Source organism: Promicromonospora sp. NPDC057488 (assembly GCF_042802395.1).
In the GTDB taxonomy this organism is placed as follows: domain Bacteria; phylum Actinomycetota; class Actinomycetes; order Actinomycetales; family Cellulomonadaceae; genus Promicromonospora.
This window is the reverse complement of the sequence record NZ_JBHVEG010000188.1, coordinates 1-11,741: the sequence shown is the minus strand read 5'-3', so window position 1 is coordinate 11,741 and position 11,741 is coordinate 1. Positions and strand designations below refer to the sequence as shown.

The 11,741-nt window shown below is 70.8% G+C and carries 14 protein-coding genes; 9 read left to right on the top strand and 5 right to left on the bottom strand.

Annotation, left to right across the window (positions count from 1 at the left end):
* The 3 genes from ACFU5G_RS25670 to ACFU5G_RS25660 all read left to right on the top strand — a co-directional run.
* On the top strand, positions 1-539 hold a 539-nt coding region (locus ACFU5G_RS25670), incomplete at its 5' end, for a tripartite tricarboxylate transporter TctB family protein (RefSeq protein ID WP_377251192.1).
* On the top strand, positions 532-2,034 hold the full coding sequence (locus ACFU5G_RS25665; RefSeq protein ID WP_377251190.1) for a tripartite tricarboxylate transporter permease: 1,503 nt from the start codon (positions 532-534) through the stop codon (positions 2,032-2,034). The genes ACFU5G_RS25670 and ACFU5G_RS25665, both read left to right, overlap by 8 nt.
* A gap of 23 nt (positions 2,035-2,057) precedes the next feature.
* Positions 2,058-2,837, top strand: coding sequence for an SDR family NAD(P)-dependent oxidoreductase (locus ACFU5G_RS25660; protein ID WP_377251188.1), 780 nt, complete (start codon positions 2,058-2,060; stop codon positions 2,835-2,837).
* A gap of 22 nt (positions 2,838-2,859) precedes the next feature.
* Here the strand turns inward: ACFU5G_RS25660 and ACFU5G_RS25655 are convergent, their stop codons facing one another.
* Positions 2,860-3,957: a magnesium and cobalt transport protein CorA gene (locus tag ACFU5G_RS25655; protein WP_377251186.1), complete on the bottom strand. Its 1,098-nt coding sequence runs from the start codon at positions 3,955-3,957 to the stop codon at positions 2,860-2,862.
* A gap of 72 nt (positions 3,958-4,029) precedes the next feature.
* Between ACFU5G_RS25655 and pyrE the strand changes: the two genes are divergently transcribed.
* Entirely contained in the window at positions 4,030-4,605 is a 576-nt protein-coding gene (gene pyrE / locus ACFU5G_RS25650) for an orotate phosphoribosyltransferase (RefSeq protein WP_182620223.1), read from the top strand.
* Between the two features lie 81 nt (positions 4,606-4,686).
* Positions 4,687-5,415, top strand: a complete 729-nt coding sequence (locus ACFU5G_RS25645; RefSeq protein WP_377251184.1) for a hypothetical protein — start codon at positions 4,687-4,689, stop codon at positions 5,413-5,415.
* A gap of 45 nt (positions 5,416-5,460) precedes the next feature.
* Here the strand turns inward: ACFU5G_RS25645 and ACFU5G_RS25640 are convergent, their stop codons facing one another.
* The 4 genes from ACFU5G_RS25640 to ACFU5G_RS25625 form a co-directional block, all read right to left on the bottom strand.
* Entirely contained in the window at positions 5,461-6,237 is a 777-nt protein-coding gene (locus ACFU5G_RS25640) for an HAD-IIA family hydrolase (protein ID WP_036962622.1), read from the bottom strand.
* A gap of 67 nt (positions 6,238-6,304) precedes the next feature.
* Positions 6,305-6,580, bottom strand: a complete 276-nt coding sequence (locus ACFU5G_RS25635; protein WP_377251182.1) for a type II toxin-antitoxin system RelE/ParE family toxin — start codon at positions 6,578-6,580, stop codon at positions 6,305-6,307.
* A complete protein-coding gene (locus tag ACFU5G_RS25630; protein ID WP_377251180.1) occupies positions 6,577-6,882 on the bottom strand; it encodes a hypothetical protein in 306 nt (101 codons plus the stop codon). Before ACFU5G_RS25630 ends, ACFU5G_RS25635 begins: the two co-directional genes overlap by 4 nt.
* 79 nt (positions 6,883-6,961) lie before the next feature.
* A complete protein-coding gene (locus tag ACFU5G_RS25625) occupies positions 6,962-7,735 on the bottom strand; it encodes a VTT domain-containing protein (RefSeq protein ID WP_377251178.1) in 774 nt (257 codons plus the stop codon).
* A gap of 98 nt (positions 7,736-7,833) precedes the next feature.
* Here ACFU5G_RS25625 and ACFU5G_RS25620 point away from each other — a divergent pair, with 98 nt between their 5' ends.
* The 4 genes from ACFU5G_RS25620 (at position 7,834) to fbaA (ending at position 11,695) form a co-directional block, all read left to right on the top strand.
* Positions 7,834-8,463, top strand: a complete 630-nt coding sequence (locus tag ACFU5G_RS25620) for a TrmH family RNA methyltransferase (RefSeq protein WP_377251176.1) — start codon at positions 7,834-7,836, stop codon at positions 8,461-8,463.
* Positions 8,464-8,664: 201 nt separating this feature from the next.
* The gene (locus ACFU5G_RS25615) at positions 8,665-9,192 is read left to right on the top strand and encodes a hypothetical protein (RefSeq protein WP_377251174.1); all 528 of its coding nucleotides are present in this window, start codon (positions 8,665-8,667) and stop codon (positions 9,190-9,192) included.
* Positions 9,193-9,238: 46 nt separating this feature from the next.
* Positions 9,239-10,480: an MFS transporter gene (locus ACFU5G_RS25610; RefSeq protein ID WP_377251172.1), complete on the top strand. Its 1,242-nt coding sequence runs from the start codon at positions 9,239-9,241 to the stop codon at positions 10,478-10,480.
* Between the two features lie 195 nt (positions 10,481-10,675).
* Complete coding sequence (gene fbaA / locus ACFU5G_RS25605) at positions 10,676-11,695, top strand: class II fructose-bisphosphate aldolase (protein ID WP_020015710.1); 1,020 nt, start codon at positions 10,676-10,678, stop codon at positions 11,693-11,695.
* Positions 11,696-11,741 lie beyond the last annotated feature (46 nt).

The window sequence follows — 11,741 nt, the reverse complement described above, 5'->3', positions numbered from 1 at the left end:
CGGCGGTGGACGCACCTCCGCCGTCGGACGCCGTCGAACCGCCGCCGCGCCGGTGGGGCGAGCTCGTGCTCGCCCTGGCCACCACCGCGCTCGGCGTGTACGTGCTGGTGGCGGCAGGGAGCATCACGGTCCCGGGCTCGAGCAACACGCTCGGCCCGCGGGCCTTCCCCTACCTGGTGGGCGGCATGCTCGTCGCCGCCGGGGTCGCGCTCGTCGTCCTGATCCTGAGCGGCCGGGCCGGGCAGGAGGAGGGCGGCGAGGACGTCGACCCCGAGGTCCGCACCGACTGGCTCACCGTGGTGCTGCTCGTCGTGATCCTGGTGGTGCACGTGTTCGCCATCAACGCCGTGGGCTGGCCGTTCGCCGCCGCCCTCCTGTTCGGCGGCGCCGCCGTCGTGCTGGGCGCCCGGCCCTGGTGGCGCGCCGCCCTGGCCGGGCTCGTGCTGGGCCTGGTGATCCAGGTCGTGTTCGGCGGTCTGCTGGGGCTCTCGCTCCCGGCCGGACCGCTGCTGGAAGGGGTGCCGTTCCTCCGTGGATAACTTCTCCGCCCTGATCGAGGGCTTCGCCACCGTGCTGCACCCGATGTACCTGCTGTACGCGCTGTTCGGCGTGTTCGTCGGTACCGCGGTCGGCGTGCTGCCGGGCATCGGCCCGGCCATGACCATCGCCCTGCTCCTGCCGCTCACGTACTCGCTGGACCCGACGGCGGCGATCATCGTCTTCGCCGGCATCTACTACGGCGGCATGTACGGCGGGTCGACGACGTCGATCCTGCTCAACACCCCCGGTGAGTCCGCCTCGATCGTGACCGCGATCGAGGGCAACAAGATGGCGCGCGCCGGGCGCGGGGCCGCCGCGCTCGCCACCGCTGCCATCGGCTCGTTCGTGGCAGGCTCGATCGCCACGGTGGCGCTGACGTTCCTGGCGCCCGTGGTCGCCCGCTGGGCGGTGCAGCTCGGCGAGCCCGACTACTTCGCCCTCATGGTGGTCGCCTTCATCACCGTGGGTGCCCTGCTCGGGAGCTCCGTGCCGCGGGGCCTCGCCTCGCTCTCGCTCGGCCTGTTCCTCGGCCTGATCGGCACCGACACCCTGACCGGCCAGCAGCGCTTCACGTTCGGCGTGCCCAACCTGGCCGACGGGATCGACGTCGTCGTGGTCGCCGTCGGCCTGTTCGCCGTCGGTGAGGCGGTGTACGTGGGCTCGCGCATGCGCCACGGACCGATCCGGATCATCCCGGTCGAGAAGGGCTGGCGCACCTGGATGAAGCGCGACGACTGGCGCCGGTCCTGGAAGCCGTGGCTGCGCGGCGCCGCGATCGGGTTCCCCGTCGGCACCATCCCGGCGGGCGGCGCCGACGTCGCGACCTTCCTGTCCTACGCCGCCGAGCGGCGGCTCGCCGGACCCCGGCGCAAGCAGTTCGGCAAGGGCGCGATCGAGGGCGTGGCCGGCCCTGAGGCCGCGAACAACGCGGCGGCGTCGGGCGTGCTCGTCCCGCTGCTCACCCTGGGCCTGCCCACGACGGCGACCGCGGCGATCATCATCGTCGCGTTCCAGTCCTACGGCATCCAGCCGGGCCCGATGCTGCTGCAGAACGAGTCCTCCCTGGTGTGGGCCCTCATCGCCAGCCTGTACGTCGGCAACCTCATGCTCGTCGTGCTGAACCTGCCGCTGGTGGGCATGTGGGTCAAGGTGCTGCGCATCCCGCGGCACTATCTGTACGCGGGCATCCTCCTGTTCGGCGCGCTCGGTTCGTACGCGCTGAACTTCGCGCCCGTGGACGTGCTGCTCCTGGTGCTCATCGGCCTGATCGGGTTCTTCATGCGTCGTTACGGGTACCCCGTGGCGCCGCTCGTGGTCGGCATGATCCTCGGCCCGATGGCGGAGGACCGGCTGCGCCGCTCCCTCGCGATCAGCCAGGGCGACCTGTCCTACCTCGTGACCAGCCCGTTCGCCGCGACCGCGTACGCGGCGATCGTCGTGCTCCTGGCCGTGGGCCTGTGGCTCAAGCGCCGCGAGCGGGCGGAGGAGGCCTAGACGCACTGGCTAGGCTCACCCGCATGAGCACAGCACTGATCACCGGCGGGACCGCCGGCCTCGGCCTGGAGTTCGCGCGGCAGCTCGCCGGCGACCGGCACGACCTGGTGCTGGTCGCCCGGGACGCCGGCCGCCTCGAGGAGGTCGCCGCGCAGCTCCGCGCCGCCACGGGCGTGGCGGTCGAGGTGCTGCCGGCGGACCTCTCGGTGCCCGACGACGTCGCGCGGGTCGCGAAGCGCCTCGCCGTCGTCGGCGGCCGGCCCGAGGACGGCGACCTGCGGCCCGTCGGGCTGCTCGTCAACAACGCCGGGTTCGCCACGAGCTCGCCGTTCGCGACCGGCCGCGTCACCACCGAGCGCCGGGGGATCGACGTCATGGTCAAGGCCGTCGTCGAGCTCACGCACGCCGCCGTCGGGCAGATGCTCGAACGGGACCGCGGCGCCATCCTCAACGTCGGCTCCGTCGCCGCCCTCACCGCGGGCGGCACCTACGCCGCCGCCAAGGCCTACGTGCGCACCTTCACCGAGTCCCTGGCCGCCGAGCTCAGGGGCACCGGCGTCACCGCCACGCTGCTGTCCCCCGGGTTCACACACACCGAGTTCCACGCGCGCGCCGGCATCACCGAGTCCTCGATCGTCCCCGAGTGGGGCTGGCTCCAGGCCGAGGACGTGGTGCGGACGGCGCTCGCGGACACGCGCCGCGGCGTCGTCCTGTCCACGCCCTCGGTGCGCTACAAGGTGGCCTCGGCCGCGCTGCGGGTCATGCCCCGCTGGGCGGTGCGCGCGGTCGGCAGCTACCGCTGAGCCGGCGCCCGGCGGTCGGGCGTCAGAGCCAGCCGACCCGCTTGAAGATCCAGTAGAAGATCCCGCCCAGGCCGAGCATCCCGCCGATCGCGAGCGGGTACCCGAAGGTCCAGTGCAGCTCGGGCATGTGCGTGAAGTTCATGCCGTAGATGGTGCCGATCAGCGTGGGCGCGAAGAGGATGGCCGCCCACGCCGAGATCTTCTTCATCTGCTCGTCCTGCTTGAGGCTGATCTCCGTCATGCGGCGCGACTCCTCGTTCTGCTCCTGCGTCACCAGCGTGGAGTGCACGTTGAGGGCGTTGGTCAGGAGCGACCGGAACGTCTCCGAGGTCTCCGCGTGCTTGATCGCGTGGTCCAGCACGTTGCGCAGGCTGCGCAGCAGCTCGACCCAGCGGTGGTCCTGCGCGTCGCCCTCCGGGTGCGCGGCGTCGTCCGGGTGCGCGGCGGCGGACTGCTCGTCGGCGTACTCCCGCTTGGCGTCGTACAGGTCCTGGAGCATCTCGACGAGCGGGCCGGTGGCACGCTGGAGCCCGATCACCTCGCGGGTCGCCTCGTAGATGCGGAACGACACCTCCGGGTCGCGGGAGAAGAGCTGGTCCTCGATCTGGTCGATGGCCCCGCGCAGGCGCGTGACCACGGGCCGGTAGGTGTCCACGACCTCGTCCAGCAGCGCCGCGAGGATCGCGACCGGCCCGAGGCGCAGCAGGTCCGGGTCCTGCTCCAGCCGACCGCGCAGCGCGTCGAGGTCGGGCGTCACGGACCGCCGGATCGTGACGACGAAGTCCGGGCCCACCCACGCGTGCACCTCGCCGAACTCCACGCGGTCCACGTGCCCGTCGCCGTCGTCGTCGACGTTGCGCGCGGGGTGCAGCACCACGAACAGCACGTCGTCGTAGTGCTCGACCTTGGGCCGCTGGTGCGCGTGGATCGCGTCCTCGACCGCCAGCGGGTGCAGGGAGAACTCCGCGGCGACGGCCTCGATCTCGGCCGGCGCCGGCCACGACAGGTCGACCCAGGCGATGCCGCCGCGCTCGCGGGTCGTCTCGCAGGTCTCCTCGATGCTCACCGGGTTGGCCGTGCGCCTGCCGTCCACGTACACCGCGTTGTCCATGATGCTCACAGCAGAACCTTCCCAGAGGTGGACGGCAACCCGGGCCGCGGTCCGGCGGCACGCGCGACGTACCCTTGCACCGTGAACGCTGACTTCTCCCCGACCCCGCGCGAGCAGCTCGCCGAGCTCATCAAGGAGCTCGCCGTGGTGCACGGCAAGGTGACCCTGTCCTCCGGCAAGGAGGCCGACTACTACGTCGACCTGCGCCGCATCACGCTGCACCACCGGGCCGCGCCGCTCGTGGGCCACGTGCTGCTGGACCACCTGGAGGAGGTCGGGCTGGGCACTGCCGAGATCGACGCCGTCGGCGGCCTCACCCTGGGCGCGGACCCGATCGCGGACGCCCTGCTGCACGCCGCGGCCTCGCGCGGGCAGGACCTGGACGCGTTCGTGGTGCGCAAGGCGGCCAAGGCGCACGGCATGCAGCGCCAGATCGAGGGCCCGGACATCGCCGGCCGCAAGGTGGTCGTCGTCGAGGACACGACGACGACGGGCGGGTCGCCGATCGCGGCGATCGAGGCCGCGCGGGCCGCGGGCGCCGAGGTGCTGGGCGTCGCCACGATCGTGGACCGGGCCACCGGCGCGGGCGAGAAGATCGAGGCTCTCGGGGTGCCGTACCACTACCTCTACGGCCTCGAGGACCTCGGCCTCGCCTGAGGATCGCTACCGCAAAACTGGCCGTCTCCATATCACTCCCCCGTGGAGACTTTTGCCTAGCCCTACTGTATCTTTAAGTTCATGGGGCCATTTGTCGCATTAGTCCTGCTCGTCGTCGGCGTGGTGGCCTTCACGGTCGCCGCGGCGCGGATCATGAAGCGCGGGCGTTCGCAGGACGTAGCGCAGTGGGCCGAGGCGAACGGCTGGGAGTACGTCGGCAAGGACCCGGTCCTCGCCCAGCGGTGGACCGGCCGGCCGTTCGGCATCGGCGTGGACCGGGTGGCCCGCGACGTCGTCCGCGGCAACGTCGACGGGTTCGACATGGTCTCGTTCACCTACACGTGGCGGTCCGGCGCGCCGGAGGGCGACTCGCGCCGGATCGGCCTGCGCCGGACGGCGCACGTGGTGGCGCTCGACGCGCTGCCGGGCGACCCGGTGATCGACCTCTCGCCGGAGGGGCTCCGCGAGAAGTGGCAGAAGCTGTTCGGGGCCCAGGACGTGCAGATCGACAACCCGGCCTTCGACGGCCAGTGGCTGGTGCGCACGTCCGACGAGTTCTTCGCGCGGCGGGCCCTCGACGCGCGCCTCGCCAACATCGTGATGCTGCCCGACTTCCACGGCTCCCGGCTGCGGATCGAGGGGCCCTCGGTGCTGCTGTGGCGCCCGGGCCGCACCGACGTGACCACCCTGACGGACCGCGCCAAGCGGGTCGCGGACGTCGCGCGCATCGTGCTGCCCATGGAGAAGGGCGGCCCGCGCTTCGAGTCGGGCGGCACGATCGACGGCTTCGGGATCCCGGGCCTGACCTGACCTGACCTGGGCCGACGCGGCCCGTTCCGGGCCGGCCCGGGGCGCTCAGACCAGCTCGACGATGTCCGCGATCGACTTCATCACGTGGCTCGGCCGGAACGGGTACTTCTCGACCTCCCCGGCCGACGTCGACCCGGTGAGCACCAGGAACGTCTCCAGCCCGGCCTCCATGCCGCCCAGGATGTCCGTGTCCATGCGGTCGCCCACCATGGCGGTCGACTCGGAGTGCGCGCCGATCAGGTTCAGCGCCGACCGGAACAGCACCGGGTTGGGCTTGCCCACGTAGTAGGGCTGGCGGCCGGTCGCCGCCGTGATCATGGCCGCCACGGAGCCCGCGGCGGGCAGCAGGCCCTCCTGCGAGGGGCCGGTGACGTCCGGGTTGGTGCAGATGAACCGGGCGCCGTCGACGATCAGGCGGATGGCCTTGGTGATCGCCTCGAACGAGTAGGTGCGGGTCTCGCCGAGCACCACGTAGTCGGGGTCCGCGTCGGTGAGCGTGTAGCCCGCCTGGTGCAGCGCCGTCGTCAGACCCGCCTCGCCGATGGCGTACGCGCTGCCGTTCGGGATCTGGTCCGCCACGAACTGCGCCGTGGCCAGGGCCGACGTCCAGATGTTCTGCTCCGGCACGTCGATCCCGCTGTACGCGAGCCGGGCGCGCAGGTCACGCGGCGTGAAGATCGAGTTGTTGGTCAGCACGAGGAACGGCAGGTCCTTGTCGCGCAGCGCCTTGATGAACTCGGGGCCGCCGGGGAGGGCCGTGCCCTCGTGCACCAGCACGCCGTCCATGTCCGTGAGCCAGGCTTCGGTGGTCCGCTCGATCATGGGCGTCAGCCTAGTGTCTCGGACCCGGAAGGCTTGCGCCGCTCCGGTCTCCACTGCGACAGGTGGGTCACCAGCCCCGGTAGACGTCCTTGCGGTTTCCGATCTTGACCACGGTGACGGTTACCTCTGCGTCGCTGATCTCGTAGATCACCCGGTGGTCGTTGACGGCGATTCGGTACTCGGCGTGCCCGGAGAGCTTGGTTGAACCCCACGGACGTGGGTCGTCTGCGAGCTTTTCGATGGCAGCCTTGACCTTGTCGGCCGCCCGCTGGTCGTTGCGACGGAGCTTGTCCAGGTCGCGCAGCGCAGCAGTTCGGTACGCGATGCTGTAGCGCTTGCTCACGGGCTGTCACCGGGGAGAGGGTCGCCGTCTGCCGTGTATCGCTTGCCGTCGTCGGGCTCCTCTTCCTTGACGTTCGTGAGCCAGCTCTCCTCTGCGCGCAGCTCCAGCGTCTCGAAGATCTTCGCGTCGTCGTGGTCGATCAGGACGGCGACGACCTTGCCGTCGCGCACGATCCCGATGCGTTGCGCGTCGGAGGCGACCCGGTCGACAAGGGCAGCTGCGGCCTCGCCGAGGTCGCGGACGTCCACCAGCTCTGGCACGTAAAGGTCTGTGGAGATTTGTTTCGCCAGGTCGTCACTCATGCCAACGAAGGTACATCGGCGGCGTCCGGGCCACATCACGCAGACGGCACAACGCTTGCTGCCCGGCACCGCCCGGCGGTTACGCCCGAGGGTCGCGCGGTGCGCCCGTCAGGGCGGCGTCGTCCGACGGCTCGGGTTCCTCGGGGGCCGCCGCAGCGGCCGCCTTCTCCGCGCGCCGGGCGCGCCAGATCTCGACGGCCATCGGGATCACCGAGACGAGCACGATGAGGACGAGCAGCGCCTCGATGTTCTCCTTGACGAACGTGAAGTTGCCGAGCACGTAGCCCAGCAGCGTCACGCCGACCGCCCACAGGAGCGCACCGATCGCGTTGAACGTGACGAAGTGCCGGTAGGACATCTTGCCGACGCCTGCCGCGACCGGGGCGTACGTGCGCACGATCGGCACGAAGCGGGCCACGATGATGGTGCGGCCCCCGTACTTGTCGAAGTACGCGTTGGTCTGGTCGATGTAGGACCGCTTGAAGAGCTTCGAGTCCGGCTTGTCGAAGATCTTGGGGCCCGCCTTGCGGCCGATCAGGTAACCGGTCTGGTCGCCGAGGAACGCCGCGGCGAACAGCATGAGGCACAGCACCCCGATGTTGATCTGCAGCGTGCCCTGCGCCACCAGCGCACCCGCGGTGAACAGCAGCGAGTCGCCGGGCAGGATCGGGAACAGCAGCCCGGTCTCGATGAAGATGACGAGCGCGATGCCGACCAGCGCGGCGTCCCCGAACCGCTCGATGAGGTAGTTCGGGTCCATCCAGTCGATGCCCAGGAGCTGCGGCACGGCCGCTGCGTCGACGGGGGCGGCGGCCAGCCCGGACACGACCTCCGGGAGTACGGTCGTCAGCATGGATCGAGCGTAGCGGGGCACAATGACGGGCATGACCAGCACGTCCTCCGGTCCGGGAACCGTCACAGCACCCGCACACGGCCCCGGCAGGGTCGACCTTGTCTGAGCGCCCGCTGCCCGCCCCCGCAGAGGGCCCTGAGCCCGAGATCGGCGTCGGGCCCTGGCCGGGCATCCGGCCCGAAGACCCCCGCTACGACCCCGACCTCCTCGCAGAGGGCGACCGCCGCAACGTGGCCGACCAGTACCGCTACTGGACCGTGGAGGCGATCGTCGCGGACCTGGACACGCGCCGGCACCCGTTCCACGTGGCGATCGAGAACTGGGCGCACGACCTGAACATCGGATCCGTGGTCCGCACCGCCAACGCGTTCAACGCGGCGGGCGTGCACATCGTGGGCCGACGCCGCTGGAACCGCCGCGGCGCGATGGTCACCGACCGGTACCTGCACGTGACCCACCACGTGGACGCCGACGCGCTGGCCGAGTGTGCCGGCGACCTCCCGATCGTCGGCATCGACAACGTGCCCGGGTCGGTGCCGATCGAGGGGCACGCGCTGCCCCGCGAGTGCGTGCTGCTGTTCGGCCAGGAGTCGACGGGCCTGACGGCGGAGGCGCAGGCGGCGTGCGACGTCGTCCTGCACATCACGCAGTACGGGTCGACCCGCTCGATCAATGCGGGCGCCGCGGCCGCGATCGCCATGCACGCCTGGATCCAGCAGCACGCCTGAGGCGCGTCGGGTGGTTCCGCCGACCGCTAATCTCCTCCCTGCGTGGCCGCGGAGCCGCGGCGAGCGCAAGGGGAGCGAATGGTCACGGAATATCCGGTCGGGCGGGCGAAGCGGGCTGGAAGCCCCCATGACGGTGGCGGCCGGGCACAGAACGGTCCCGACTACACCTGGCCCTCCCGGTTCTCCGTTTGGGGCGCGCGGGTGGTGCTGCTGCCGATCTTCGTGGGCATACCGTTCGTGTTCGCCCACTACCCCGTCGACAAGTGGTTCCTGCACACCGAGGGCCGGGTGGCCGACGGGTGGGTCGCCGCCGCTCTCACCGTCGCGCTGTGCCTCGTCATGCTGGTCGGCGACGGGAACTCCGTCCGGGCGGACGGCGTGCGCCTGTCGCTCCGCTCCGGGGCGAAGCAGCACGACTACTCATGGGGTGACGTGGCGACGGTCGGACATGACGACACCGCTCTGGTCGTGACGGACCACCAGGGCGAGGCCACGACGATCAAGCTCGTCGAGCGGCCTTGGCAGGCGAGGCTTATCAAGCGCAAGAGCCCCATGGTCGAGCTGGCGGCGCGTCTGGAACGGATCCGTGTCCAGGTGCGCGCCCCCAGGAACCTCACCCCGCAGGTGCGGGTGGGCGCCGTCCGCCTGACCGCGTCCGAGTGGGTGTTCGCGATCCTCGTTGCCCTGGGCTCCATCGCTGTCGCGACGCTCCGCACGCTCGGTCACTGACCGGTAATCCGTTGCCCGCCGCAAGCGGCTCCGACAGGATCGTCGGGTGAACCGGCCACCCCTCGCACGCGACCGGAACTTCCTCGTCTTCTGGGGCACCCAGACGTTCTCGGTGCTGGGGGACTCGTTCTCGGTGATCGCGTTCCCGCTGCTGATGCTGGAAGCGACCGGCTCGCTGGTCCAGATGGGTCTGCTGACCGCCGTCATGGCGGCCGGCTCGCTCCTGATGGGGCTCGTCGGCGGGGTGATCGTCGACCGGTTCGACCGCCGTCGGCTCCTCATCGCGTGCGACGTGGCGCGCCTGCTCCTGTTCGCGGCCGTGCCCGTGTGCTGGGCGATCGAGCCGCAGGTGTGGCTGCTCTTCGCCGTCGCGGCCGTGGCGTCCGTGTTCGGGCAGCTCTTTCAGATCACGTACATCACGGCCGTGCCGAACATCGTGGGCCGGGACCGGGTCGCCGAGGCCAACAGCAGGCTCCAGGCCACGGCCTCGCTGGCCAACATCGGCGGGCCGGCGCTCGCCGGGCTGGTCGCGGCGGCGCTCGGCGTCACCGCGGCGATCGCGATCGACGCCGCCACCTTCGGCATCTCCGCGCTCGGGCTCCTCGCGGTCCGGCTCACGCGGACGGCACCAGCGGCGTCGGACCGGATGGGCCTCGGTCGCGACCTGCGGACCGGGTTCGTGACCGGCGCCCGGTTCCTGTGGGGCCACCCCGTGCTCCGGGCGCTGACCGTCTTCCTGACGATCACCACCTTCGTCACCCTCGGCATGACCGACGTGATCATCTACCAGGTGCGGTACGGCCTGGGGCAGGGCGAGAACGTGGTCGGGTACGTCATGGCCGCGGCCGGTGTGGGCACGTGCGTGGCGGCGGTCATGTCGGCCTGGCTGCGCCGGAAGCTCGGGTTCGGCGTGCTCTGGCTGGGCGCCATGACGCTGTGCGGCGTCTCCGCGGCGGTCCTGGCCCTGAGCCAGGACGTGCTGGTCATCGGGGCCGCGGTGCTCGGGTTCTGGTTCGGGCTGATGCTCGCGGCGGTCTCCTCGATGTCGCTGCGCCAGATGGTCACGCCCGACGCGCTGCTCGGGCGCGTGACCGCCGCGTTCTGGACCATCCACCACAGCCTCGCGCCCCTCGGCGCCGCCGCGCTCACGGCCGCGGCGGACCGGTTCGGCGCGTCGCGGCCGCTGCTGGCCGTCGCGGTGATCTACCTCGGCGTGGTCGCCGTCGCGTTCCTCACCCCGATCCGCGGCCGCAACCCCGAGGACGTGCCGGTGCCGCCCGCCCGGTGACGAGCGGCGCCCGACGTCGTCCGCGAGCCCGCCCGATGGCGCCGGAAACACGAAAACCACAGTGTTTCGGCCGTTCGACTGTCGAACGACCGCACACGACCACTGGTGGATCGTGGCAAGATCGATGGTGCATCCCCGGGCGGCCTTGGACACACTTGCGACCGCCCACCTCACCATTCGTTTGGAGTTTCGCAGATGCCCATCGCAACCCCTGAGGTCTACGCCGAGATGATCGACCGGGCGAAGGCCGGCAAGTTCGCCTACCCCGCGGTCAACATCACCTCGTCGCAGACCGTTACTGCCGCACTTCAGGGCTTTGCCGAGGCGGAGTCGGACGGCATCATCCAGGTCTCCGTGGGCGGCGCCGAGTACGCCTCGGGCTCGACGGTGAAGGACCGCGTCTCGGGCTCCCTCGCGCTGGCGGCCTACGCCACCGAGGTCGCCAAGGGCTACGGCGTCAACATCGCCATCCACACGGACCACTGCACGGCCGACAAGCTCGACTCCTGGGTCAAGCCGCTGCTCGCCATCGAGGCGGAGCAGGTCAAGAACGGCGGCCTGCCGACGTTCCAGTCGCACATGTTCGACGGCTCGACCGTGCCGATCGAGGAGAACCTTGTGATCGCCGCCGAGCTGCTCGAGCTGTCGCAGGCCGCGCGCACGATCCTCGAGATCGAGATCGGCGTGGTCGGTGGCGAGGAGGACGGCCACACCGCCGAGATCAACGACAAGCTCTACACCACGCCCGAGGACGGCCTGGCCACGATCAAGGCCCTCGGTGCCGGCGAGCGCGGCCGCTACCTGACCGCCCTGACCTTCGGCAACGTGCACGGCGTGTACAAGCCGGGCGCCGTCAAGCTGCGTCCGGAGATCCTGCTCGACATCCAGAAGGCCGTGGGCGCCGAGATCGGCAAGGAGATGCCGTTCGACCTCGTCTTCCACGGTGGTTCGGGCTCGACGGCGGAGGAGATCTCCGCGGCCGTCGACAACGGCGTCATCAAGATGAACATCGACACCGACACGCAGTACGCGTTCTCGCGCCCGGTGGCCGACCACTTCTTCAAGAACTACGACGGCGTGCTCAAGGTGGACGGCGAGGTCGGCAACAAGAAGGCCTACGACCCGCGCGCCTGGGGCAAGACGGCCGAGGCCGGCATGGCCGCCCGCATCGTCGAGGCGTGCCAGCAGCTTCGCTCGGCCGGCCACAAGATGTGAGCATCCCGCTCGCTTGATCGGCAAAAGGTCAGGTGGTCGGCAGCTC